General features: G+C 40.9%; 26 protein-coding genes and 1 riboswitch. Of the genes, 16 read left to right on the top strand and 10 right to left on the bottom strand.

Annotation, left to right across the window (positions count from 1 at the left end; translation table 11 throughout):
* The first annotated feature begins 10 nt into the window (after positions 1 to 10).
* The 4 genes from BUA11_RS03805 to BUA11_RS03820 all read left to right on the top strand — a co-directional run bounded on the left by BUA11_RS03805 (position 11) and on the right by BUA11_RS03820 (position 4339).
* Entirely contained in the window at positions 11 to 475 is a 465-nt protein-coding gene (locus BUA11_RS03805) for a YqeG family HAD IIIA-type phosphatase (RefSeq protein WP_143145264.1), read from the top strand.
* A gap of 15 nt (positions 476 to 490) precedes the next feature.
* Positions 491 to 1495: a Gfo/Idh/MocA family protein gene (locus tag BUA11_RS03810; protein WP_072758537.1), complete on the top strand. Its 1005-nt coding sequence runs from the start codon at positions 491 to 493 to the stop codon at positions 1493 to 1495.
* Between the two features lie 7 nt (positions 1496 to 1502).
* Positions 1503 to 1757 (top strand): DUF4258 domain-containing protein, encoded by a 255-nt coding sequence (locus BUA11_RS03815; protein ID WP_072758539.1) that lies wholly within the window; start codon positions 1503 to 1505, stop codon positions 1755 to 1757.
* A 107-nt stretch (positions 1758 to 1864) separates the two neighbouring features.
* Positions 1865 to 4339 (top strand): beta-alanine-activating enzyme beta-propeller domain-containing protein, encoded by a 2475-nt coding sequence (locus BUA11_RS03820; protein WP_072758542.1) that lies wholly within the window; start codon positions 1865 to 1867, stop codon positions 4337 to 4339.
* Positions 4340 to 4381: 42 nt separating this feature from the next.
* On the opposite strand, the gene BUA11_RS03825 is transcribed toward BUA11_RS03820, so the two are convergent.
* From BUA11_RS03825 to BUA11_RS03845, 5 genes are read right to left on the bottom strand one after another with little or no spacing between them, the layout of a single operon-like run.
* A complete protein-coding gene (locus tag BUA11_RS03825) occupies positions 4382 to 5359 on the bottom strand; it encodes a redoxin domain-containing protein (protein ID WP_072758544.1) in 978 nt (325 codons plus the stop codon).
* The gene (locus BUA11_RS03830; protein WP_072758546.1) at positions 5356 to 6186 is read right to left on the bottom strand and encodes a thiamine pyrophosphate-dependent enzyme; all 831 of its coding nucleotides are present in this window, start codon (positions 6184 to 6186) and stop codon (positions 5356 to 5358) included. The genes BUA11_RS03825 and BUA11_RS03830 overlap by 4 nt, the downstream gene beginning before the upstream one ends.
* 1 nt (position 6187) lies before the next feature.
* A complete protein-coding gene (locus tag BUA11_RS03835) occupies positions 6188 to 7867 on the bottom strand; it encodes a 2-oxoacid:acceptor oxidoreductase subunit alpha (protein WP_072758548.1) in 1680 nt (559 codons plus the stop codon).
* A 2-nt stretch (positions 7868 to 7869) separates the two neighbouring features.
* Complete coding sequence (locus BUA11_RS03840) at positions 7870 to 8442, bottom strand: 2-oxoacid:acceptor oxidoreductase family protein (protein WP_072758550.1); 573 nt, start codon at positions 8440 to 8442, stop codon at positions 7870 to 7872.
* A complete protein-coding gene (locus BUA11_RS03845) occupies positions 8439 to 10292 on the bottom strand; it encodes a thiamine pyrophosphate-dependent enzyme (protein ID WP_072758552.1) in 1854 nt (617 codons plus the stop codon). The genes BUA11_RS03840 and BUA11_RS03845 overlap by 4 nt, the downstream gene beginning before the upstream one ends.
* Positions 10293 to 10566: 274 nt before the next feature.
* Positions 10567 to 10752: riboswitch (cobalamin riboswitch) on the top strand.
* Positions 10753 to 10811: 59 nt separating this feature from the next.
* Between BUA11_RS03845 and BUA11_RS03850 the strand changes: the two genes are divergently transcribed.
* From BUA11_RS03850 to BUA11_RS03895, 11 genes are all read left to right on the top strand, one after another.
* Positions 10812 to 11864: an ATP-grasp domain-containing protein gene (locus tag BUA11_RS03850; RefSeq protein ID WP_072758554.1), complete on the top strand. Its 1053-nt coding sequence runs from the start codon at positions 10812 to 10814 to the stop codon at positions 11862 to 11864.
* Positions 11848 to 12705, top strand: coding sequence for a succinate--CoA ligase subunit alpha (locus BUA11_RS03855; RefSeq protein WP_072758557.1), 858 nt, complete (start codon positions 11848 to 11850; stop codon positions 12703 to 12705). The genes BUA11_RS03850 and BUA11_RS03855 overlap by 17 nt, the downstream gene beginning before the upstream one ends.
* Positions 12675 to 13538: a YitT family protein gene (locus tag BUA11_RS03860; RefSeq protein WP_143145265.1), complete on the top strand. Its 864-nt coding sequence runs from the start codon at positions 12675 to 12677 to the stop codon at positions 13536 to 13538. Before BUA11_RS03855 ends, BUA11_RS03860 begins: the two co-directional genes overlap by 31 nt.
* Before the next feature lie 172 nt (positions 13539 to 13710).
* Positions 13711 to 13845, top strand: a complete 135-nt coding sequence (locus BUA11_RS10545) for a hypothetical protein (protein WP_281246562.1) — start codon at positions 13711 to 13713, stop codon at positions 13843 to 13845.
* A gap of 108 nt (positions 13846 to 13953) precedes the next feature.
* Complete coding sequence (locus tag BUA11_RS03865; protein WP_072758561.1) at positions 13954 to 14973, top strand: aspartate-semialdehyde dehydrogenase; 1020 nt, start codon at positions 13954 to 13956, stop codon at positions 14971 to 14973.
* The gene (gene dapF, locus BUA11_RS03870; protein ID WP_245789501.1) at positions 14957 to 15694 is read left to right on the top strand and encodes a diaminopimelate epimerase; all 738 of its coding nucleotides are present in this window, start codon (positions 14957 to 14959) and stop codon (positions 15692 to 15694) included. Before BUA11_RS03865 ends, dapF begins: the two co-directional genes overlap by 17 nt.
* Before the next feature lies 1 nt (position 15695).
* Positions 15696 to 16577 carry a 4-hydroxy-tetrahydrodipicolinate synthase gene (gene dapA, locus BUA11_RS03875; RefSeq protein ID WP_072758721.1) on the top strand — a complete coding sequence of 294 codons (882 nt, stop codon included), beginning with the start codon at positions 15696 to 15698 and terminating at the stop codon, positions 16575 to 16577.
* Positions 16574 to 17236, top strand: coding sequence for a 4-hydroxy-tetrahydrodipicolinate reductase (locus tag BUA11_RS03880; protein ID WP_072758565.1), 663 nt, complete (start codon positions 16574 to 16576; stop codon positions 17234 to 17236). The genes dapA and BUA11_RS03880 overlap by 4 nt, the downstream gene beginning before the upstream one ends.
* A 60-nt stretch (positions 17237 to 17296) precedes the next feature.
* Positions 17297 to 18013, top strand: coding sequence for a 2,3,4,5-tetrahydropyridine-2,6-dicarboxylate N-acetyltransferase (gene dapD, locus BUA11_RS03885; protein WP_072758723.1), 717 nt, complete (start codon positions 17297 to 17299; stop codon positions 18011 to 18013).
* A 26-nt stretch (positions 18014 to 18039) separates the two neighbouring features.
* On the top strand, positions 18040 to 19275 hold the full coding sequence (locus BUA11_RS03890) for an aspartate kinase (protein ID WP_245789502.1): 1236 nt from the start codon (positions 18040 to 18042) through the stop codon (positions 19273 to 19275).
* 25 nt (positions 19276 to 19300) lie between these two features.
* Positions 19301 to 20434: an aspartate aminotransferase family protein gene (locus tag BUA11_RS03895; RefSeq protein WP_072758567.1), complete on the top strand. Its 1134-nt coding sequence runs from the start codon at positions 19301 to 19303 to the stop codon at positions 20432 to 20434.
* Here BUA11_RS03895 and BUA11_RS03900 read toward each other — a convergent pair.
* The 5 genes from BUA11_RS03900 to BUA11_RS03920 form a co-directional block, all read right to left on the bottom strand.
* Positions 20428 to 21168 carry an energy-coupling factor transporter transmembrane component T family protein gene (locus BUA11_RS03900; protein WP_072758569.1) on the bottom strand — a complete coding sequence of 247 codons (741 nt, stop codon included), beginning with the start codon at positions 21166 to 21168 and terminating at the stop codon, positions 20428 to 20430. The two genes, BUA11_RS03895 and BUA11_RS03900, sit on opposite strands and share 7 nt — an antisense overlap.
* Before the next feature lie 18 nt (positions 21169 to 21186).
* A complete protein-coding gene (locus BUA11_RS03905; protein ID WP_072758728.1) occupies positions 21187 to 21768 on the bottom strand; it encodes a hypothetical protein in 582 nt (193 codons plus the stop codon).
* A gap of 8 nt (positions 21769 to 21776) precedes the next feature.
* Entirely contained in the window at positions 21777 to 22535 is a 759-nt protein-coding gene (locus tag BUA11_RS03910) for an SAM hydrolase/SAM-dependent halogenase family protein (RefSeq protein WP_072758571.1), read from the bottom strand.
* A gap of 53 nt (positions 22536 to 22588) precedes the next feature.
* Complete coding sequence (locus tag BUA11_RS03915) at positions 22589 to 23689, bottom strand: M20 family metallopeptidase (protein ID WP_072758573.1); 1101 nt, start codon at positions 23687 to 23689, stop codon at positions 22589 to 22591.
* 150 nt (positions 23690 to 23839) lie between these two features.
* Positions 23840 to 24730, bottom strand: coding sequence for a hypothetical protein (locus tag BUA11_RS03920; RefSeq protein WP_072758575.1), 891 nt, complete (start codon positions 24728 to 24730; stop codon positions 23840 to 23842).
* A 165-nt stretch (positions 24731 to 24895) separates the two neighbouring features.
* On the opposite strand from BUA11_RS03920, the gene BUA11_RS03925 reads away from it, so the two are divergent.
* Positions 24896 to 26056 carry an alpha/beta hydrolase gene (locus tag BUA11_RS03925; RefSeq protein WP_084634349.1) on the top strand — a complete coding sequence of 387 codons (1161 nt, stop codon included), beginning with the start codon at positions 24896 to 24898 and terminating at the stop codon, positions 26054 to 26056.
* The last annotated feature ends 5 nt before the right edge of the window (positions 26057 to 26061 follow it).

The raw sequence follows: 26061 nt of genomic DNA on the forward strand, positions 1-26061 counted from the left end.
GAATAATTGAATGGCAAAGTGTATGCGATACGCCCAATCGGTGGCTGATATAGATTTTGATAAACTTCTTAATGAAGGAAAAAGGGTTTTTCTTTTTGACTTCGACAATACAATAAACATCTGGCGTTCTGAACATGTTCCGGAGGACATAGTTAAAATTTTTGAATATTTGAAATCGAAAGGTGCTTCTATTTACATTGTCTCTAATGGTAGGAGACGCAATCTTGATTATGATGTTCCTGTAATATGGCGTGCTTTGAAACCTCTAACGTTCAAGACAAAAGCCATTCTTGGGAAAGAACTTAAAGACAGGAGTAAGGTCGTTGTGATTGGGGATCAGATATTCACAGACGTACTTTTTGGAAAATTCTTAGGCGTTTGTGTTGTTAAAGTTGAGCCATTAGATAAGTCAAGAGAGTTCTTTGGAACAAAGATTTTGAGGTTTTTCGAAAAAGTTCTCAAAAAGCTCTTGTGAAGAGAGGCGATGTATATGAAGAAAATCAAACTTGGAATAGTTGGTTGTGGAATTGCGGCAAGGGAACTTCACCTTCCAGCTCTTGTTGATTTGAAGGATAAATTCGAAATTTCAGCAGTTACAAGTAGAAGGAAGGAAAGTGCGGAAGAATTCGCTCAAATGATTAAAACCCAGCTTGGATACACACCTGAGATCTTCAATTCTTACGAAGCAATGTTAGATTCGAAAAGCGTAGACGCTGTAGACTTAACTCTCCCAATTGAACTAAATGTGCCTTTTATCAAGAAGAGCATCGAAAAAGGATTTCATGTAATATGCGAAAAACCAATCTCAACAGATGTGGAAACAGGTAAAGAAATCATCGAACTTTCGACAAAGACGGACAGGGTAATATACATCGCTGAAAATTACCGCCATGATTTTAGATTCAACAAGATAAGAAACATAGTTGATGAAAATGTTATAGGTAAACCTGTCTTTGTCATCTGGCATCTATGGATAGGCATGGATAAGTCGAACAAATACGCTAAAACTGCATGGAGACAAAACCCTAAGCACATAGGTGGATTTCTATCAGACGGCGGAGTTCACCATATCGCGGCATTAAGGGTGATCTTTGGAGACATTGCGTGGGTGAGTGGAACGGTAAAGCGTGTCTCGGACTATCTTGGTGACGATGATTCACTTTCGGCAGTTTTCGAATTCAAAAACGGTGTAATTGGAAATTACACCATTTCGTACGCACTCAGTGGTCGCCAGTACTTTGAGATAGTCGGTACTAATGGCAGAATATACATGGACGAGTCGAAGATTAGAATAGTGGGGGAGCATGGAGCTGAAATCCAAATTCCAGAAGAGAATACCTTTAAAAACGAATTTCTCGATTTCTACGAAGTACTAACTCAAGGTAAACCAAATGTTCTTGGACATCCAGTGGAAGCTTTGAAAGATCTTGCATTTTTTGAAGCAGCGATACGCTCAAGAGGCATGAGAATAGAAGTTGATTCTTTGATGAAATAAAGAGCTTATGGACAAACTTTATATATCTTTGATTGATAAAGAAGCACTATTAACTCCACATGTTTACGAAAGAATGCTCGAACGAGGGATAACACTTGAAGAACTTGTTGAAATGCTTGAATCGAAAGATTCAATGGCTGTTATGCAGAAGAATTTTCGAATTAAGGTGACAAATGGTAACATCTCGGCGATTCTGCAACTTTCTGGCAGTGTTTTGTACATAATAACTGTCTTTCGTGAAAATAAAAAGAAAGCACATTAGCCCCTCTACATGAGGGGTTATTATTTTTGTACTTTGAACGAAAACTTTATTGAAAATGTCTAATGGAGTGACTGTAAGTTTCTTGTGTAACTCACGGGGGTGTTAATGTGAAAAAGCGTATTTCTGTTCTCATGCTTATGATTATCCTGATTGCAACCACGTCCTGTGTGCTATTTCAAGATAGGCAGAATCCTACCGTAAGTCTCTCAGTAAGTTACATTGTTGATATACCGAACGTCAAAGTTGCTGTAACTGTGCAGTTCTCAGACAACGATATTGTAGACAGGATAGAACTGTACGATGGTGCAAACCTTGTAGAATCAAGAACTGTCCGTAAAAAGTCTGGAACTGTGGTATTTTACCTTCCGGACGTTCCTGTACAGGAAGGAAATATTAAGAATTTTGAATTTACAGCCAAGGCTTATGATAAGTCTGGCAATGTCACTCAATCTGGCAAGGGCGAGTTAACTTTGGATTTTAACCAGCCAAAGGTGACCATTAAAAACGACTACGTGGGCAATTACGTCGAAGTAGAAGTACAAAAAGGTCCAAAACTCAATAAAATAGAAGTTTTTTCAAACAACGAGAAAGTTGGGGAGAAAGGAACAGAAATATCTGAAGGAATAGAGAGAGTGCCGGTATCTATTACCGATGATAGCACGGAGATTCTTGTGAAAGCTGTAAGTGAGTTCGGCATAGTCGGACAAACATCGAAGAATATCATCGTCGATAAAATTCCTCCACAAGCAATGATATTGACAAATATAACTGGTCCGTACGTTTCAGGTACAGTAAATATCAATATCGAGGCAACTGACCAAGTTGGCATTAGCAAGGTTGAATATTATCTTGATTCAACGAAGTTGGGTGAAAAGACTTCAGCGCCGTATTCATATTCGATTGACACGACAAGATATTCAGATGGAAGGTATACGTTTAAGGTGATAGCTTACGACTTAGCAGGAAACACAGCTGAAGCAAATATGCAGCTCGTGTTTGAGAATAACCAGCCAGGCGTGGAATTTATCTCACCGAAAGATGGAGCATATCTATCAGGAAACGCAAACATCGAAGTTTCGGCAAGTGATGGAAACGGCATTCAGAAAGTTGAACTTTACCTTAATACAACAAAAATCAACGAAATGACAGCAAGTCCCTACAGATACACACTTAACACTAAGAACTACCCAGATGGTCAGTACACACTAAGAGCAGTTGCTTACGATACTTTCGGCAAATCAAAGGAAAAGAGTATCCAGATACGTATAGATAATACATTTCCAACGGTGAATATTACAAAACCAATGAATGGTGAAGTGGTCGTAGGCTTTGTGAATGTCGAAGTTAACGCGAGTGACAACAACAAAGTGGACAAAGTTGAGCTCTATCTGGGTTTCATCAAGGTTGGAGAAAAGAAAGAGCATCCGTACACGTTTGTCGTTGATACAAGGTATTATTCAGGCTCTTACACGTTAAGAGCAATAGCGTACGATTTGGCAAATAATGAGGCTGAAAAGAGTATATCACTCAATATCAGAAGACCTGTAGAAGGGGATATAGTATGGAAATTCAAATCGAACGATAGTGTTGTAACGTGTCCCGCTATAGATTCTTACAGAAATACGATATATTTTGGCAGTGGTGACGGATATTTATACGCTGTAGGATTGAATAACGAATTCAAATGGAAGTTCAAAACGAACGCTAGGATTCAATCATCACCGGCGATAGATACTGATGGAACGATATACGTTGGTAGTGATGATGGATATCTTTATGCAATAAACCCCGATGGAACTCCAAAATGGAGTATCTCAACTGGGAATATAGTTAAAGTATCCCCTGCGATTGATTCTTCGCATGTGTATGTTGCAAACATCAGTGGGAAAGTGATGGCTATAGATAAATTTTCACCGTCGAGAATAAAATGGATTTTTTATGCCACGGGAAATATATATTCCTCCCCAGCTGTTGATTATTGGACTGTGTACATCGGTAGCGATGATGGGTACCTTTACGCAATTGACAAATTCTCGGGTTCTTTGAAGTGGAAATACAAGACAAATGGAGCTGTCCGTTCATCACCAGCGATTGGATACGACGGTACTGTGTACGTAGGTAGCGACGATGGTTGTTTATACGCAATAACGTCAGACGGGAGACTGAGATGGCAATTTCGGTCAGACGACTGGATAAGGTCGTCTCCGGTGATAGGTTCTGACGGCACAGTTTACATCGGAAGCGATGATGGATATCTATACGCCATTGGTAGAGATGGCGTTGTAAAGTGGGGATTTAAGACAAACAGCTATGTGAGATCAACGCCACTCTTAGCTTCTTGGAGTACGATATACGTTGCAAGCGATGATGGATATTTGTACGCTCTTGACGCGAATGGAAATAAGAAATGGAAATCATACATAGGTGGTAATCCTTCATCGCTGACCATTGATAACGATGGGATAATATACGTGGGAACAAGTGATGGATATCTAAAAGGTGTCTACACGTTATCTTCTGGCTTAGCTTGGAGCGACTGGCCCAAATTCAAAAAGGATTTGAAAAACACAGGATATAAATAAGAACAAGCAGGCTTTTGTGCCTGCTTGTCTTTTTTAATTGTTTCAGATGATTTTGCAAACTTCTTCAATTGGTTTCCGCATCCTATCGCCCAATTCTACCGCTGTGTGCTTTTCATTTAGAATGTCTATATTCCCCCAGTAGCCAACGGCGATGAGTGTTATAACAATTCCATTAATACCAAATAGCTCCTTTACTTTAATTGGGTCGTATCCTGCAACAGGATGTGCGATAAGTCCCATCTGTGTTGCTTGAGTTAACAAGAACCCTACGGCCGTTCCCGTGTCAAACAACGAATAGTTCCTTCTATCGCTGAGCTGACAGCCGAGTTCGTCGTCAGTATATACTATTATCATGACTGGTGCGTGTTTCATCCAGTAATTTCCTTCAGAGAGCGCAGTATGTAGCTTTTCGAGGTTCTCCTGACTCTTTACGACGATAAATCTCCATGGTTGCTTATTCATGCAAGATGGTGCGAGGTGTGCAGCTCTAATCAATTTTTCAATCTTTTCGTCATCTACAGGGTCGGGTCTTACACCTCTAAGTGCCCTGCGTAGCAATATACTATCGTTAATTTCATTATCTTCTTGTATAATTTTCCTGTATTCCTCGAGTACCTCCTCCGCATGCCCATTCACACTAACTTTCAGCCATTCTTTTCTTATCCTGCCCCATGGATCGACTATGAACGTTGAGCGAATCAATTTTCCGTCTTTCGCCGCACCGAATTGTTCAGCCACAGTTTTTTCAGGATCAGAAAGTAGCTTAACTTTTAATCCCTTCTTTGATTTAAAACTCGATATTGCGTTGCAACTGTCAGGTGATATACCAACCACGTTTCCGTTGAATTCATCTATTAGTTTTGTGAAGTCCAAACCTTCCATAGTACAACCCGGCGTGTTCGCTTTTGGGTAGAAATAGACAACTGAGTACTTGCCAAGCAAGTTCTTCCACGAAAAATCGTTTCCGTCCTCATCTTTGAGTGTAAATTGAGGGATTAATCTGTACCTCGACTCTATCATACCTCTAACCCCCTCAATGCAACTGGTGTCTTATCATTTTTGTAGGGCGCGAGCTGTTCTTCAAAGACTGGTTTGTTTGGATTCTTGTATATGACTCCAAGAGCGAGCTTTGAGGTATCCGTTGCTATTCTAAAAGCGTGTTCCCTATCGGTTGGGTCATAACTGTCAGGCAGCAAGTATGTGTTCTCTCTGTACCACTGATATGTGTTGACTTTGTTGAACGTGACACAGGGCTGGAGTATGTCTATAAGGGCATAGCCTTTGTGCTTTATAGCCATTTTGATGAGCTCAACGGTAAGCTGGAAATTTCCAGAAAAACTCCTTGCAACGAAAGAAGCATCCAACGCGACAGCTACAGCGATTGGATTAAATGGGTCTACGTAAACTCCGTCGAATTGCAGTGTAGTCACTTGTCCACGGGCTGTTGTCGGTGACGCTTGCCCTTTTGTCAAACCATATATCTGGTTGTCGTGAACTATATTCGTTATGTCAGGGTTCTTTCGTATCGTATGAATAAAATGGTTTCCTCCTTCTCCGTATGTACATCCATCACCACTTTCGGCGATGACTACAAGATTAGGGTTGACCATCTTAATCGCAACTGCGGCAGGTAAAGACCTACCATGCAGTCCATTGAACATGTTCGCCTTTACATACTGCGGCATCTTCGCAGCTTGGCCAATTCCAGAGACCAGTACAACTTGAGTTGGGTCAAGTTCCAGCTGTGCCAGGGCAGTTTTCAATTCGTTTATAATACCAAAATTTCCACAACCTGGACACCAGGCTATATCAGCATCTGGAATATCGTATATCTTTGGTTCGAACATATTACTCAACCTCCTTGGAGAGTGTTTCAACAAGTTCTTCTACAGAAAATGCAAATCCATCGTATTTCAGTATCCTGTTACTCGTGTCTATTCCAAAAGTGAGTTTAACCAAGTCTGCAAACTGACCAGTCGCATTCTGCTCAACGAATATTACTTTCTTGGCTTTTCTCAAATACTCTTCTGCGATTCTTGGTACAGGATAGACTTGTGAAAAATGTAAGAGTGCAACTTTTTCATTTCCCATCTTTTCGAGCGCTTCGCGAATTATCAACTGAGTTGAGCCCCATGCGACGATAAGGTAATCATAATTCTCATTTCCGAACAACTTCGGTGGTACGGCATCTTCCAACAACTTTTTGCCTTTCTTCAACCTCTTCTCAACCATTGTTTTTCTGACCTTAGCGCTCTCGGTTATGTGTCCGTATTCATCGTGTTCATCGCTGTCGACCCTTACTAATCCTTTACCGTAACCCGGAATACTTCTTGGAGAGATTCCATCTTCGGTTAGAAGGTAGCGTTTGTAATTCTCATCACTCTTCACTACGTAGCGTTCTATCTTTACTTCTGGCATTTCCTCCACATTGTAGAACGAATCGAGGAAGTATTCATCGGTGAGAATAAAGACTGGAACTTGATATTTATCCGCGATATTGAACGCTTTTGCACTAAGTTCATATGCTTCGCACAAGTTGCCAGGAGCGTAGATGACTCTTGGAAAGTCTCCATGCCCTGAGTAAAGCACCAGATTCAAATCTCCCTGTTCAGTCCTTGTCGGTAATCCAGTAGCTGGACCAGGTCTCTGACCAAGATGGACAACGATAGGAGTCTCTATCATTCCTGATAAACTTATCGCTTCTGTCATAAGTGCGAAACCACCGCCAGATGTTGAGACCATAGCTCTTGCACCTGCATACCAAGCTGCGATAGCCATGTTTGCCGCAGCAATTTCGTCTTCAGCTTGGTCAACCAATATACCGTACTGGTTTGACAATCTTGAAAGTTCGGTGAATACCGTAGTGGCAGGCGACATCGGGTATGAAGAGATGAAGTTACAACCACCTGCGATGGCACCCTTAGCCACTGCTTCTGAACCGTTCAAGAGATACTGTTTCTTAACCTTTTCGTTTGGCGTTATCTCGAATTTCAAACCAAGTGACTTACCAATTTCGTAACCTTTAAGCGCTGCGTTGACATTACCTTTCACAACTTCTTCATTTTTCTTTGAGAAATAGGCGCTGATATTCTTCACCAAAGCATCCTCGCTGGCGTTAATTATCCCTGCCAAGACGCCGATGGCGACAGAATTCTCGTAAATCTTATTCCCAAAACTCTCAGCTATCTCTTCGAACATGAGCGGTATCGAGTTCTTCTCTTTTTCCACATATCGCCCCTCTCCGATGATAATCGTCTCTTCTGTAATCCTTTCTCTCAGTCTTTCAATTGCATTATCGTTAAGTGGAACAAGTACGTCGATTCTGTTCACAAAAGCCTTTACAGGTTGTGATGCTATCCGGATTTCAGTTGAGTTGTTTCCGCCTCTTACTCTCGACATGTACTCTTTTGTAGCGAATACATGAAAGCCAGAGTCTTTAGCAACTCGTGTCAATATGTGCTCGACAGCTTGAATTCCCTGACCAGCCGCACCGCTCAGTACGATTGATATCTCATTTCTCTTTTCCATACTTACATCGCCTCCAATATACTTTCAAAGACTTTCTTGTTTGATTCAAAAACTTTTTCATTCATCAGATCCTCCATAGCTTTTAAATAGTGTTCGGTTTTGACATTCGGTATCAAATTATTCTTAGCTACGACTGCCAGTAATGATATGTTTTGCATCCGTACATCCGGCAAATTGTACTTAGCTCTGAAGAGTTTAATATTCCGTTCTCTTGCGACGATTTCTAATTCTTCATTTTTCAATTCTCCTTCTCTTCCCAGTCTGACAGGTAATGGTTGCCACGATGTATCATAATAGACCAACGTACCACCGTCTTTTAGGTAATTCATAGCTCTACCTGCCTCATGCCTTTCAAGTGCTAAGACTAAATCAACATCACCTGACATCGTCAGTGGAGAATTAACGTCTCCGATTCCTATATGCGAAGACACGACACCACCTCTCTGAGCAAGTCCGTGTGTGTCAACCCCTATGCAATTTTGCCCGCTGTAATCTATTGCACGTATGAGCACTTCGCTGAGAAGTCCTATTCCCTGCCCGCCGACACCGATGAGATAAATATCGAATTTTCTCATTTTGTATCACCACCAACTTCAAATTTCTCGAGTTCAAGCGCACCAGAAGGACAGACTGGAATACACGAACCATCACCAATACACAAGTCTTCGTGTACGAAAATACTCCCGTCATCTGCAATTTGGAACGATGGACATGCGAATTTGGAGATACAAACTCTTGCAAGAGTACAAGCATTTGTAACCTTCATTTGCGGTACCTTGACAATACCCTTCCGTCTTCTTTCCCTTGTGAATTTCAACATACACGGGTGCTTTGCTATGACGACGTTGAACTCCGGCGTTGATAGCGCTGTCTTCAAAATCTCTTCAAGTTTGTCTTGTTGGTAAGTATCAACTTCCCATATGTGTTTTACACCAATTGCTTCTAAGATGTTCCTAATTTTCATTGCCTTTCCTGGATGGTCTTGGTGACCGGTCATGGCTGTTGTACCGTTTTCCATAACAACGAGTGTAAAGTTATGCTTATTGAATACAGCATTTATGATTCCAGGAATTCCTGCATGGAAGAATGTGGAATCGCCAAGGAAAGCCACGATTTTTCTCTCAGTGTTGAACAAACTCAAACCCGAAGCAGTACCAGTTGAGTGCCCCATCGAAAGTAGCACTTGTCCGACGTTGTATGGTTCTAAGAATCCCAACGTGTGACAACCGATATCTGCAACCGACATGTCATGCTCGCGGAGGATTTTAGAAAGCACGTAAAAGACAGGTCTATGACCACAACCTGGACAGAGTTGTGGTGGTCTTGAAATAGCACGGACTTTGTGTTCAGGAGATTTTATCTCTCTCACCAGCTCAGGCATGAATTTGCGCATTACGTTTGCTACCTTTTCCGGTGTGTATTCGCCAATCAAATCTTCCATATCCTGTTTTCCGACAATCTTCACGTTTATACCTTCCTCAAATGCGATTGCCTTAACTTTTTCCTCGATGAAATCATCGAGCTCTTCAAGTATTTTGATCACCTTATGTGACCTAAGAAACTTTACGATTGCCTTTCGTGGGAATGGATATACCATTCCGAGCCTCAATATGTCAACTTTGTTTTTATTATCACCGAGTACATCGAGCAGTGAAAGGTAAGGTAACCCTGCGGTTATAATTCCAATCTCGCTACCGTTGTTTAAAATGTACGCGTACTTTTCGGAAACTTCTTCCCACTTCCTCAATTTTTCCAGTGCACGCCTCTTCATAACTGGTACGTTTTGCCCTATTGGGATGTACGGTCCAAGATTTTTGGGGTCAAACCTATGAGGTGTTAATTCGGTTTGTTTGTAAATTCCAAATTTGACTTTTTGCTTGAAATGGGCTGTGTGGGTTGTAAGGCGGAGGATTACAGGAGACTTGAATTCTCTTGCGTATTTAACCGCTTCGATGAACATGCTATAAACTTCTTGAGCGTCTTTTGGTTCAAACAAAGGTGTATATGAAAGTCTTGCGTAATGTCTGTTATCTTGCTCGTTTTGAGAACTATTCGCACCCGGGTCATCGCCTATAACCACAACCATACCGCCAGGTATCTCCATCATGCTTAGCTGCACAAACGAATCAGCTACAACATTCATACCTACGCTTTTGAAAAAGACACACGATGTGTATCCATTCACCGCCGCACCGAAGGCGACCTCAAGGGCTACCTTTTCATTCGTGGAAAATTCGAAATAAAGCGGGGACTTTTCTTTTGGAAGTAGATTAATCGTTTCGGCTATCTCAGGTGTTGGCGAACCAGGGTACGATGTAACTACTCTAACGCCACTTTCAATCATTGCTCGCACTATCGCTGTGTTGCCAATAACAATCTCTGAAAAAGGCTCTTCTTGGAGTAATAATTGACCCAAGTTTTTCATACAACCACCCCTTATCTTCACTTTCTGATAGAAAGAGTCCGAATATAACTAAATTAGGTGTAACTTATTATATCATAAAAAGATAGACTTTGTCTACATATAAATTTTATATCGTTTTTTGAGAAATAGTGAATATAGTATACAGAAGATTTAAGATGAAATTTAAAAAAACAGTTATTTAAATCTTTATAATTTTCAAAATTCGACTATTAGCAAGTATTGAAAGTTTCATCAAGTCACCATATGATATTAGTGAAAAATCATACTGAATCTAAATATCCCCTACCTTAGAGGTGCGAAAGCTTAAAAGGGAACACCGGTGCGAATCCGGGACGGTCGGGCCACCGTGAGTGGGGACGAAACCTGCACAATGCCACTGGCTAATTCTCAAAAGGCTGGGAAGGCGCAGGGAGTAGGATGATCCGCAAGTCGGGAGACCTGCCTTTAAGGGATGGGCGCCCCAAAAACCACAGATTTTTGGGGTATTTTTCTTTGAAAATTTTAAGGGGAGGCGAGAGTATGAAAGTGCAAGAGTACGTTGCGAAGGACATTTTGAGAGCCGAAGGAGTGAGAGTTCCGAAAAGTATTCTGATTCTTAGAAATTCAGACTTACAAGACTATGTAGAAGCACTAAAAAAATTAGGATTTCCTCAGGTGGCTAAAGCTCAAGTTCTTGTAGGCGGAAGGATGAAGGCTGGAGGAGTGCTTGTTTCAAAAACCATTGAACAGGCAATAAGTAATGTGAGTAAGATTATGGACAGCGAAATAAAAGGTGAAATTCCGGAAGGGGTTCTCGTTGAAGAATTTGTTCCACACGAAAGTGAACACTATATTTCGATAACGATAGATAGAAGTCTAAGAGACATCGTTTTTGTATATTCGAGTCATGGAGGAATAGATATCGAAGAGTTTACGAAGACTCATCCAGAAGAAGTTGTAAAAACAAACAGAGTAAACGATTTACCACTTGAAGTAAGAGCTTTTGCAAGAAGACTTTATGACATATTCGTTAAGTACGACCTGACACTGCTTGAAATAAATCCGTTCGTTGAATCTAATGGTTATTACTACGCACTTGATGCTGTTTTCCACGTGGACGACAGCGCGCTCTACCGTCAGTGGTGGGCGGGAGAGTCTTCCGTGGAAGATTCTTTCGTGGTACTCGGCGGTGACGTTGGTGTCATCGGTTGTGGAGCAGGTATCGTCATGGCCACAATAGATGCACTCACTGAACACGGGTTCAAGCCAGCGAATTTCTGCGATATCGGCGGTGGTGCAACGGCTGATACACTTTACAGTGCGTTGACAAAGGTGCAAAAGATAACAAACAAGGCTGTACTGAACATATTCGGTGGAATAACCGACTGTCTTGAAATTGCAAAAGGAGTTACCGAATTCAAAAGTAAAAATCCGAGTTTTGAGATATACATAAGACTTTCGGGAAACAACGAAGTAATAGCTAAAAAGTTGTTAGAAGAGAGTGGAATCGTATCAACCAATGACATGAAGGAACTTATTGAATCTGTAGATAGGAGAGTTAAAGGAGTGAGAAGAGATGTTGTTCGCGAATGAGAGAGTTTGTGTATATGGAGCTACTGGAAAATACGGTAGTTATCATCTCAAAAGAATGCTCGAGTACGGTACAAATGTTGTCTGTGGCGTGAGTAAAAATAGGATAGTGAAATCGATAGAAAACATTCCAGTTGTAGTATCACTCGAAGATTACGTTTCCAAATTGGGACCAGTAGATACAGCTATTCTTTTCGTGCCTGCACCAAGTGTCTTGGAGGCGTTTCAAGATGCTGCTTCGAACGGTGTAAAGAACTGCGTGATTATAACCGAGCATGTTCCAGTACATGACACATTGAAAGTTTTAAAACTTGCGAAGTACCAAGGTATAAATGTTATAGGTCCGAACTGTCCGGGGGTTATACACCCATTAGAAAAAGTGAAAGTCGGAATAATGCCAGAAAGGTATTTCAAACCCGGTAAGGTGGCGATTATCTCAAGAAGTGGAACGTTGATGTATGAGACAGCAAAATACCTGAGTGATGGTATTGGAGTAGCGGTTGGATTAGGACTTGGCGGAGATCCAGTGGTTGGTACAAATGTCTCAGAGGCGTTTGATACTGTAAAGAAATTGGGGTATGATAAAGTCTTAGTGATAGGCGAAATCGGTGGTGAAGATGAGATAAGTGGTATTAAACACGCTCTTAAGATAGGTTTTCTTCCGAAAGACATAGTTGCTTTCTTTGCAGGGAGGCATGCACCGGAAGGAAAGAAAATGGGGCACGCAGGTGCTATTGTTGAAGGAGAAAAAGGAAAAGTACAGTATAAGGAATCAATACTGAATGAGATGGGAATAAGGGTGGTGAAATTTCCGTGGGAAGTAGGAAACGCTTGGCTGAACTAACAAGAGAGTACGTTTTATCATCGCTCGGAGTATTTCTCACAGCGCTTGGCTTGGTAATATTCTTGATTCCCAATAATATAGCAGCTGGTGGTGCTTCAGGCTTAGCGATAGTTCTGAACAAATTCTTGCCAATATCGGTTGGTATATGGATGTACATAATAAACGCTACGCTATTTTTGACCGCATTTTTGATAATAGGTTTTGACTTCAGTTTCAAAACGATATACTGTACATTTTTGCTGAATTTTTTCATAGATTTATTTGACAGGGTTATTCCAATGTACAAGTATCATGGTAGCGACATGATCTTGGCTGTCTTCTTTGGCGATATACTAACAGCCGTTGGTATGGCTATCGCCTTCTCACAGAACGCATCTACAGGTGGTACAGACATTATAGCCAAGATTCTTAATAAATTCTTTGGAGCGCCTTTTGGTATGTCTATACTCTTTCTCGACTTTGCCATAGGTCTTTCAGCAGGACTGGCTTACAACATAGATACTGGTTTATACTCTATTCTTGCCATTATCGTCAATGGAACAACAATTGACTTTGTTATGAAAGGTCTCGAACTATCAACGAACCTGTGGGTTGTTTCAGAAAAAGCAGACGATATTAAAAGATTTGTGCTGAACGAGCTTGAAAGAGGTGTTACAGTCTTTGAGGCAAGGGGAGGATACACAAATCAATCTAAGAATGTTCTAATGATAGTTATAAAAAGGCGCGAGTTACACGAACTTACAACTGCAATTCGAACAATCGACCCGAAGGCGTTTTTCTTCGTCAACGAAGCCCGGCAAGTGTATGGTGAGGGTTTCAAAGAACTCGTGTAAGTAGTTTATCAATCCAGCATCCCTTCCCAAATCTCGACATTATTGTTACTTTCTTTTCCCTCTGACACAAGACGTGTCAGAGGATTTTTTTGAAAAACTATTGACATAATAGGGTACTTGTGTGATATAATACAAGCAAAGTAAAGCATACGAAAGAAAGGAAGAGAAAGTCGTGTTATACGTTCGAAATTTTTTGATAAACATTGTTGAAAACGAAAATATGAGCATAATTGACAACAAGATGAATAAGAAAGCTAAACGCAGCTGCCCGCTTACTGGTGGTCAGCTTGCGTTTGGCATGGAATAAAAACGCAGGCGATTAAATAGAAACCACCATAGGCGGGCTACAGTAAAAAACTGTAGCCCGCTTTAATTTTATAATACCATCAAATTTTGATAGAAGGAGGGTGTTTTTATGGGATTAAGAGTAGGCGTTGTTGGAGCAACCGGTGCGGTAGGAAGGAATATGGTCGAGGTACTTGAGAGTAGTGGTGTTGATATTTCAGAATTCAGGCTCTTTGCTTCGGAAAGGTCAGCAGGTCAAGAAATTCCATTCCGAGGTACAACAGTTCGTGTAGAAGTATTAACGGAAGAAGCGATGAGAGAAGGTTTTGATTACTTGCTTTTCTCAGCTGGTGCCGATGTTTCAAGACGATATGCACCAATTGCAGCCGAGGTAGGTACAACCGTTATTGATAATTCCTCCGCTTTCAGGATGGTGTCAGAAATTCCATTGGTTGTGCCAGAAGTCAATGGAAAGTTACTTAAGGGGTATTCGGGAATAATAGCAAACCCAAATTGTTCCACAATCCAAATGGTGTTGGCATTGTACAGGGTGCACGATAGGTATCAGCTACACGAGATATTCGTCTCGACTTATCAGGCAGTATCTGGCGCCGGTTACAAGGCAGTACGTGAGTACGAAAATCAGCTCAACGGAGAGAATACACATAACGTATTTCCAAGACAGATTGCACATAATGTAATTCCCTTGATAGGTGATTTGAGAGATGACATCTCCCAAGAAGAATGGAAGATGATAAATGAAACAAGGAAGATTTTAAATTCAAATTCAATTTCTGTCTTTCCAACAACTGTTAGAGTTCCAGTTCGAATAGGACATTCCGAGAGTGTTATTGCTCGCACACTATTCCCTATTATGAGCAAAGATGACCTCATAGAAACGATTGCCTCTGGTGAAGATGTTATTGTCCACGATGATATAATCACCCCTCTTGAAATTGCCGGCGACGATTACACACATGTCAGCAGAATAAGACTATTTGACGCACACACTTTTGGGATGTGGGTTGTTGCGGACAATTTGAGAGTCGGTGCGGCGACGAACGCTGTCAGAATATTGAAATTACATTATCAATTGAATTCGAAGACTACTGAGAATGCGGGAGCTGTCGAACGTGTTGAAAGTATATAAGTACACAGCAACAGGAAATAGTTTTGTGATTGTGGATGCTACACAAATAAATCTAAACGACTTACAGAAAGAGGAAATAGTACTTGAAGTTGTTGAAGATAGAGACGGTGTTATTTTTGTCGAAAAGGCTGATGAATCATATTTTATGGACTACTTCAACAGAGACGGCAAGCGTGCATCGTTCTGTGGGAACGGTTCAAGAGCTTTTTTGAAGTTTCTGATGGAACACTTTGGTTTAAGTGGGAAGGTATCGATTAGGACGAACGCTGGCTTGTTAGTTGGAAGAGCAGACGCTGAGATATCGGTCCAAATGCCAAAGCCAGTTTTCGAAAAGATGCTCTTGCCAGAAGAACTCGCTGGATTTGAAGGAGCTTTTATAACGGTTGGAGTACCGCACGTTGTTTTGAATGTCGGGGCAGATATATGGGATTTTGACATGGGAATTGCACAAGAATTAAGACACAAGTTCAACGCAAATGTGAACGTGTTCAATGTTTTAGATAGCAAGTTGTTTGAGGTTAGAACGTTCGAAAGGGGTGTTGAGCGAGAGACTTTATCCTGTGGCTCGGGAACGACTGCAACGGGTTATTTCATCAAGTACTACTTAAACAAGGATACTTTGATACCCGATAAGCTGGTGGCTAAAACAAAGGGAGGAATTTTAACTCTATCATTCGAAAGTGATGGTATCTACTTAGGAGGGGGTGTTGTAAATGAGTAAGATGTTTGAAGGCGTTGGAACTGCTATAGTAACTCCATTTAAAAACGGTGAAGTTGATTACGAGGCTTACAGAAACTTAGTTAGGTGGCAAGTTGAAAGCGGAGTAAAGGCAATAATCGTTGCAGGAACCACAGGCGAAGGGGCGACTTTGACTATCGAAGAGAGGGAGCGATTGATTCAGATAACTAAGGAAATCTGCGAAGGTAAAGCACAGGTAATTGTTGGAACAGGAACGAACGATACGCATAAATCTTTGGAATTATCGCTGAGTGCGGAAAAAAACGGTGCAGATGCGGTACTCATAGTCACTCCGTATTACAACAAACCAACTCAAGAAGGACTGTATGCTCACTATAAGTACTTATCCGAAAGAATAACTCTGCCAATAATAATCTACAACGTACCTTCAAGAACTGGAGTAAACATCGCACCAGAAACCGTTGCAAGGCTTGCGGCGGAGTGCAGGAATGTAAAGGCAATAAAAGAAGCCAATCTGGATATTACTCAGGCTGATGAGATATACAGGCTAACTAAAAACCTTGATTTCTACATATACTCAGGTAACGATGATAGAGCATTCCACATGATATGCGCCGGTGCAAAGGGCGTTATTTCTGTTGCATCGAACGTTGTGCCAAAGGAAATGGTTGAAATGGTTGAAGCTTTATTCAGAGGAGAATTACAGAACGCTCTGAATTTGCATGTTAGATTGATTCCACTCTTCAAAGTCCTGTTCATAGAAACAAACCCGATGCCAGTTAAGGGAGCGCTTCATATCATGGAAAGAATCCAAAACGAATTCAGACTCCCTCTCGTGCCACCGAAAGAATCAACTATGGAAAAGCTTAGAGCAGCTCTGAGAGAACTGGGAGTGATATCATGATCGGTCTAAAATACGGCATCGTTGGTTTCCGCGGAAAGATGGGAAGGGAGATTTTCGAGTATTTTTCAACGTTTGGCGATGAGTGTGTGCTTAAGAAGGATGTTGATTCATTCGAGCAAACAGACACACCGCAGGTGATAATAGACTTTTCCTCTCCAAGCGCTTTGGAAGAGACTGTAAAACTTTGCAGAGAACACAAGATTGCTCTTGTACTTGGGACAACAGCTTTGGAAGAAAGGCACTTCGAAATGCTAAGAGAATTGGCAAATGAGGTTCCAGTCGTCCAAAGTTACAACTTCTCAACGGGAATAAATATTTTGCGCAAGATTCTTAGAGAATATACTCGCTATTTTTCAGATTGGGATGCTGCTATGGTTGAGATACACCACACCCAGAAGAAAGACGCACCATCTGGAACTGCAAAGATGTTAAGAAACGATATGAATAGAGACATTCCAATAAGTTCGTTGAGAATCGGCGGTGTTTTCGGTGAACATACCGTGATTTTCTCGAACGCAGGAGAGGTAGTAGAAATTAAACACAGTGCACTATCAAGAAGGGCTTTTTCAATAGGAGTTAGACATGCAGCGCTTTTCACTTTGAAAAAGCAAAAGGGTTTTTATTCGTACGAAGATGTATTAAATGAGAATTTACGTTAGTTAATGGGAGGGAAAGCTGTGGGTGACTTTCAAGAAATTATCAAGAAAAGCGCCAGAGAACTGACCAGCGAAGAGATTATTGAAATTATTGCAAAGAGCAAAAAGAAGACCATAGTGCGAGTCTACATTTCAGGTGAGTTGTCTTCTATCGACTGGGGTAAGTACAATACCAACGGAGAATTTGATATCATTTCGGGTGCAGATTTTGGTATTCTAATTGGAGATTTCGAGTCCATTTCAAACGTTCTTAAAGATGAGAAGATAAAGAGTTACAAGATTGAATACATTGCGAGAAATTCCGCAATTCCGCTTGTTGATATTTCGAAATTCAATGCCCGTATTGAACCAGGTGCTATTATCAGAGAATACGTGGAGATCGGTGACAAAGCTGTTATCATGATGGGTGCAGTTATCAATCTTGGTGCGACAATAGGCGAAGGCACGATGATTGATATGAATGCTGTCATAGGTGCGAGGGCTCGAATTGGAAAGTATTGTCATATCGGTGCGGGTGCCGTTGTTGCAGGTGTTGTTGAACCACCGAGCGCATCACCAGTTGTCATAGAAGACCACGTAATGGTTGGTGCGAATGCTGTTATCCTCGAAGGAGTCAGGGTTGGACACCATTCGGTAGTGGCGGCAGGTGCGGTGGTAGTGAATGATGTAGAACCTTACACAGTCGTTGCAGGCGTTCCCGCAAGGGTTGTCAAAAAAGTTGATGAAAAGACGGCAAGCAAGACGCAGATATTGGAAAGTTTGAGAGAGCTGAATAAATAATATATGTACTTTGGCAGGTGAGGGCATTGGGCACAAAGACATCGTCAAGTTCAGTGATTAATAGTGTGATAGTACAAAAGTATGGCGGTTCATCGGTTGCGGATGTCGATAGAATTAGAAACGTGGCAAACAGAATTGCTAAGAGAGTCAGAGAAGGGCACAAAGTAGTTACCGTTGTTTCTGCCATGGGCAAGACTACTGATAACCTCATCAGCATGGCAAAGAGTTTGGTTCCAAAACCAGATGAGCGAGAGTTGGATATGCTTCTGACTACTGGAGAGCAAATATCATGCGCACTTGTTGCTATGGCACTGAAGGATATTGGGATAAATGCCATCTCGCTTAATGCGTTCCAGATACGCGTCCTTACGACAAGGCACCACACAAATGCAAGGATAATGGATATAGACGAAAAAAGGCTCAAGAAATACTTGCAGGAACACGATGTGCTTGTTATCACTGGATTCCAGGGTATAACCGAAGACGAGCACTTAACTACGTTGGGAAGAGGTGGTTCGGACACTTCAGCTGTGGCGTTGGCAGCAAAACTTGGGTGCGACTGTGAAATTTACAGCGATGTGGCAGGAGTTTATACGTGCGATCCAAAGCTCTATCCCCAAACTAAGAAACTTAAGTACATTACATACGATGATATGTTAGAACTTGCCGCAACGGGTGCAAAGGTGTTGCACTCAAGGTCAGTTGAGATAGCTAAGAAATATAACGTAAGGGTATATTGTGGTTCATCATTTTCTGATGAGGAGGGAACTTGGGTGGTAGGAACGTTACCAGAATGGTTAGAAGAACCTCTTGTTACAGGGGTAAGCTTGGACAGAAATCAAGTTAAGGTATCTATAATGGACCTTCCGAATGATGCAAACATAATTTCGGATATATTCAAAAGAGTTGCTGAGAAAGGTATCAACGTCGACATGATTTCGCTTGTAAAGAACGGAACATCGACCCACTTATCATTCACCGTCGTTCCAGATAGGGTTGAGAAGATAAAAGATTTACTCGATGACACACTTTCAGTGTACGGTGCAAAGTACCACTTCTACGGTCAATTCGCCAAAATCACTGTGGTGGGTACAGGTATGCGCTCGCATTACGGTGTTGCTTCGAAGTTTCTCGAGGTTATTTCAAAAAACGGCATTGAACCTGAGATTATAACAACATCTGAGATAAAGATTTCTGTGTTGGTTCCTGAAGAGAAGGCGGAGGAACTTATGAAAAACATCTGCGAAGAGTTCGATCTCTGATATTCAATGAACAGGAGTTGATAAAATGAGTAATAGCAACTGCACTTATATCGCTAACACTTACAAGAGATATCCAATATCCATATCCCACGCCAAAGGTATCTACGTCTGGGATACAGCGGGAAATTTGTACATAGACACATTCATGGGGATTGGCGTTCTTCTTTTCGGACATAATCATGATAAGGTTATTGAAGCTATGAAAAACAAGATTGAAAGGTACGTTCACCTATCAAATTTCTTTCTTGACGAAGATGCTTGTTTCATCGCCGAGCGTTTGGTGAAAGAGGTTGGTGTCAATGGAAAGGTATTTTTTACAAATTCTGGCGCAGAAAGTACCGAGTGTGCGTTGAAGGTTGTTCGAAAAGTCAGGAAAAACGGAAAAATTGTCTCGTTTGTCAAAAACTTCCACGGAAGAACGCTTCAAGCACTGAGCGTTACAGGATTTGATAACATAAGAGCGCAGTTTGTAAACAGCGAAGATGTTGTATTCCTACCCTACGATATTAAAGTAGTAAGAGAATTTTTTGAGAACGAGAAATCTATCTCTGCCGTTTTCATTGAGACTGTCCACGGGAGTGGTGGGTTGAATGTTATTCCAGAAGAGATTGTTGATATTATAAACGAATACAAAAACAAATTCGGATATATTGTTGTTGCAGACGAAGTACAAAGTGGGCTTGGTAGAACTGGAAAGTTCTACGCTTACAAGCACTTTAATATTAACCCCGATATCGTAACGGTTGCAAAGGGTATCGGTGGTGGATTACCTCTTGGAGCCTGCATCATGCTTGGAGACTACTCTAATGTGTTCGAGGTCGGCGAACACGGTTCAACTTTTGCGCCTAACCCTGTAGCATTAGCAGCAGGGAAGGCAGTTTTGGAGATGATAGTTGATGAAACACTTGATAATGTCAAAAAAATGGGAGAGTTATTCAAAGAGAAGTTCTCAGAATTTGGTGAAATATACGGAATGGGACTTATGAGAGGTGTGAAAATGAAAGGTGAAGCACTCAAGGTAGAAGAATTCATAGACAATGGACTGCTTGTTAATGTTTTGAGCAGTGGTGTAATCAGATTCCTTCTACCACTTAATATAACGGAAGAAGAAATTGAAGAAATCCACGTAAGATTTAGAAAAACATTGAATAATTATTGAAATCTTAAAACCACTACGCCAAAAAGAACCACCGCATTTAACACCAGATAAAATGTATCATTTTTAGTCCACCCGAGAGTATAATAATGATTTCTCTTTCCAATGCCATATTTTCTTGCCTGAAGAGCTAATGATAGCTCTTCAGCTTTTCTCAGAGACGAAACAAGCAACGGAATTATTATGCTTGTCATTGCCGAGAGCTTATTCTTCAATCCCTTTTCTGAGTACTTAGCCCCGCGTGAAATTTGAGCTTTTATTATCCTATCAGCCTCATCAAGCAAAATAGGTATGAACCTTATAGATATCGCAAGCATCATACCAAAATCTTCCCGCTTCTCTTCACTTACACGAAAGAATTTCAAAATATCGACTATTCCGCGCGCAGTTAACAACGGTGGGGTTGTGTAGGTGTACATAGAGGCAAAAAGAAAGATAAGGGAAAGCCTCAAAGCGATGTAAAGACTCATCACAAAACCTGAAACAAAATATTGTATCACTGCGGCAAAGACTATTAAAAACCACAAACTTCTCAAACTTCTCAAATAAACAACGGGTTTTATCTTAGACATAATCATCAAGATAATAAAGAGTGACACTGGTATAATATAACCTATCAAATCCTTGACCAACATGATAGATGTTACTTGTAAAAGAACAACAAACAACTTAGCCCGAGGGTCTAAGCTATGTATAAGAGAATTCTTAGGAATGTATTTACCAATTGTCAGTTTCAATATCAATCACCCAAGCTTTTATTTGGTCTTTGAAGTGTCTGATGTATCCTTTCTTGAGTTGATGAACTCAGTATATTCTCTAACTATATTCCCGTAATTCGAGAAAAATTTAACCGTATAAACATTGTACCTATCGCTTCTACCATTGTAAGCCGAAATTGCACGGACGATGTCCCAGTCAAATATGTACTTCAAACTTAAATAGAAATATCTGTAGGCAATTCTCAACTGCCAATCAGGATGATTCAACAAAGACAGATGATTTCGGTTCTCCTGTTTGAACTTCCTGACGTCCTCATAAAAGTTTGCTACGTAGAAAAGAGCGTTTTCATGTAGCTGAAAATACCCAACCGCTTTTCCGTTGTCGCCTATAGCGTTTATAAACCCGGTCTCGCAAATGCCAAAAGCGAGCATGAACAAAGGATCAACCACTTTTGGAATTTTAAGCGACTCTTCTTCGAGTGCCTTTGCCATCAACCTGGCATGGTTCTCAGGTACCTTCTGCTTTATCATAAAAGAATACGCAAAGTCGTAGAGCTCACCGGAAAAGACTAATTGAGCTAACAAAACAAATACCGCAAAAGTTAGGAACCGGCGCATGTCACACCTCAAAAGAGTATCTCCAGTTCATTCCCTTCGAAACACTTCAGTTTTTCTCGAGCGATGCCTTTATTGACCGCAATTTCAACATACCCGGTGCTATCTTCGTGTACAAGTAACTCGCCTTCGTCTACATCGGCGTACGTTTCAACAACCGGAACTTCATACGTTTTCTTTCCGACGTTTATTTTAACAGCGTCCTTCTCCGCAATCCAACTGAATGGAATATTTGTCTCGATATTTCCAAAACGGTCAAAATACGCAACTTCTCCGTATGCACCATTTGGTGTAAGGTGAGCTTTTCTGTAAGGCAGTGTAGCGTAGTTAGGCAATCTCGTTCCAAGCTCATCGAATATACCTTTCGTTATGTAGGCTGCAGCTGGTGAGAAAATATCCCTGCCGTGGAACGTTCTCGATGTTCCAAAATGGTATTTTTTGTTGACCAAATCAACTATCTTTCTTGGAATGTGCCTTTCAAGAACGAGTGTCAAAATCCCATTATCAGGTGCAACGAAATAGTATTTATCTGTTTCAACGGCGATTGCCTTTCTTGCAGTACCGACGCCAAAATCGACAACGATTAAAAATACCGTTTTTTCCGGAAAGTAATCGACACTTCTATCGAGTATATACATTGCCTCCCGTACGTTATATGGCGAGATATTGTGTGTTAAGTCAAGTATTTCCGCATCTGTGATTTGTCTCATAACACCCTTACAGATGCCAACATAGTGCGAATTGCCCCAGTCGGTCATAAATGCTATCATCTCTGATTCACCTACCCTTTCTGTTTACTCATCCTGCGTACTAAATTATACCATCAAACATTATTACTTAATAACATCAACCATTCAACCATGAAATCAACCAAATGTGGAATAACACAATCATCAGGAAGGAATTTCGGATTGTGAAGTCCCCAAACCTCTTCGCTGGTCCTCACACCAGCCCAGAACATCAGCGAGGGATATTTCATCGTGAAAAAGCCGAAATCTTCACCAGTATATTTCATGCCGCAATCTATGAAAGTTCCATTATTTGAAGCGTAATCTTTGAAAAGTTCGAAGAGCTTCTCGTTGTTTATTACTGGCGGATAAAGACTTCCCCTTTCCAAAGTACCACTATACTTTTCTGCAAGAACTTTGAGCCTTTCGAAGTTTTCGATAACAATTTCCAAAGTTTCTCCTCGGATTGAACCTTCGACTTGTGCATAATCTGCCACGGCATTTCTGACGTTTCCACCGAACATCTTTCCAAATCCTGCAAGAACTCTTCTACCTTTCTCATTGTTATCTATCGGATTTTGATAGAATTCAGACGTAAATGCTACAGCATTCTTTATCGCATCAATTCCCTTTTCTTTTTGTGCGATATGAGCAGAGAGCCCCTTGAACTTCGCAGTTATCTCCATGGCACATGCAAAGAGAGTGCCATTTGTGGAGGCGAACTCACCAAGTCTATATTCATCAGTCACATGTAGGGCAGTTGCGTATTTAACCTTGTATCTTTCTCTCATCTCATCTAGTACATACTTTGCCCCACCGATTGTTTCTTCTGCTGGTTGGTAAATGAATACATAATTGCCTGGGATATCGTCTTCAGTGATCTTCTTGATAACACCGTACATCACCGACATGTGGATATCGTGCCCGCATGCATGCATTAAACCTTCATTCCTCGAGCAGTATTCCCACCTGGTTTCTTCCTTTATAGGCAATGCATCCATATCTGCTCTATATAGAACAGAAGGCGCGGTTGGCTCTCTCTGAATCAAGACGGCCAATCCGGTTTTTGCAATGGGGTGAAATTCTACACCGAGTTCTTTAAGCGCTTCCGATAGAATTTTTTGGGTATTGTACTCATTGAATGCGAGCTCTGGAGACATGTGTAACTCGTGTCTCAGTTCGATGGGCGAGAGCATATACCTTCTCCCTTCAAATTGATTTTGAACTTAGCTTTAAAAAGAACAATATCTAATTTATTATTATACCAAACCCAAGAAAAAAATCAAAAAAGTCCACCCTTTCAGGTGGACAAAAGAAGATATGGTGAGGTTATGCGTATTTCATGATTACACTTTGAAATCAATCTGCCTGACTGTTCCAACATTCCCATCTTCTGAGAGGTATATTCCTGTGCTTTTTTGCACTGAATCAGCATAGTCAAACGGTGTACTCACACTGCCAAGAAATATTGCACCAACGTTTAAATCAAGTAAACCTACTACTTGCTCTCTACCGTTTTCGTCAATCGTCCAAATCTTTATCTTCAAGAACTCCAAATCATCTTCATCGATCCAATTGTCTTTGTCTGTATCAAGTTGCGAAAGTTCTGAGAAACCCTCGTTTGTAACAGGTCCAAACAACTCTGCTGCGTTGTCAACAACGCCATTTCCGTTCTTGTCGTACACCAACAATCCAACACCTCTGCCCAAGAAGAACTTCTCTCTTGTACCGTCAAAGTTCAAATCGAGCTCAACAATCTTCTGAGAGCCAGTCTTATCCTTCAAATCAATCGCAAGTGGGTCTACTACTCTACCGGAAGTCTTTGTATACGAATAGCTCAGCTGGAATAATTTTGTCTGTATGGAAAAATCTATTAACCTTCCATCTTTCGTCTTAACTTGTCCTTTTGCTGAAAAGTTGGAGTACTGAACATTTAGGTACTCCTCTTCGTTTTCGTATTCGACGATATCCTGCCCGCCTTCTTTTCTGATGCTTATTTCGTACTGCTTATCATCAGGTATGTATATCTTCAGCTTCTTGCCTGTGAGTTTTTCGAGCATTATTTTGAGCAGTTTTATCTTTTGCAAATGCTTGTCATCAATTTGCGGCTTCTTTTCGCTAATCTCGATTACTACCTTTTCTGGAACGTGGTATTTTCTTATCTTACTTGAGAACTTTGAGTAATTTATCGCAAGGTTTTCAGATGACAACTCGACGTTGTAGTCATCGATGCGCATATAGTTCGCCTCGCTTTTCAGGTATAATTTCACTTTATTTATCGGCAGAAAAATGAGGAATATTAGTAGAACCTTTTTTGGTCTCTTAACTGGTAGCAGGAATCAATACTAAAACTTCATTGTAATGTGCTATAATTGTTCTAGAAAATAGAAGGGGGGAAGGTTATGTTAAAGAAGGTCGTGATATTCATCGTGTTCTTGATGTTTCTAAGAAGTGCTCTTGCCTACAAAGTCACATTCATCATCGAAGTGCCAATATACACACCAGACGATGCTGAGATTTATCTGGCTGGAACGTTCAATAACTGGAATCCAAAAGATGAGAACTACAAGTGCGTTAGAGACGGATTTGTGTACAAGAAGGTTTTGGATTTATCTGGCAAGGTGGAATTCAAAGTCACTCGCGGTTCTTGGGAGACTGTCGAGAAGGGTGTAAAGGGTGCGGAGATACCTAATAGGGTGTTGGATGTAGATAAAGACATGGAAGTAAAGATAACTGTTCTGCACTGGAGGGATTTTGTGGAAAAGCAACAAGCAGCGTTGAGAAAGACTTATACTGGAAATATCAAGCTGATTAAGGATTTTTATTCTCCTGAACTTGGGAATAAGAGAGATATAATCATCTACTTGCCACCAGATTATGAAATATCAGATAATCGTTATCCGGTTTTGTACATGCACGACGGGCAAAATATATTCGATGAGTCAACGTCTTTCGCAGGTGTTGAGTGGAAAGCGGACGAAAGTGCTGAAGAATTAATCAAAAACGGTGCAATTAAGCCGATTATCATCGTTGGCATATACAACACCGGAGCTGATAGGATTAATGAGTATTCCCCATGGGTTGACTCAAACTACGGTGGAGGCAAAGGAGATTCGTACGCTCAGTTCATAGTTAATACGCTGAAGCCATACATCGATGTCAATTTCAGAACACTTTCAGACAGAGAAAACACAGCGATACTCGGTTCGTCGATGGGCGGTTTGATTTCTCTGTACATCGGGATAAAATACAACGGCGTCTTTTCAAAAATTGGAGCGATGAGTCCTTCCATTTGGTTTGCTAATAAAGCATTGATAGAATTTGTAAAATCTGAGAAAGTAAATTATCCAACGAAGTTCTATGTTGACATGGGAAGTGCAGAAGGGCAGAATCCAGAAGTGCATCTGAACAACGCAAGGGAACTTTTCAAGATATTGGATAAGAAAGATAACTCGGAAGTGTTGTACATCGAAGACAGAGGGGGAACACATTCAGAAGGCGCTTGGGCAAGAAGACTTCCTGAGATGCTCGTGTATTTCTTTGGAACAGAAGAGTCAAATTAAACAGA

The sequence above is a fragment of the Fervidobacterium gondwanense DSM 13020 genome, from assembly GCF_900143265.1.
GTDB lineage: Bacteria > Thermotogota > Thermotogae > Thermotogales > Fervidobacteriaceae > Fervidobacterium > Fervidobacterium gondwanense.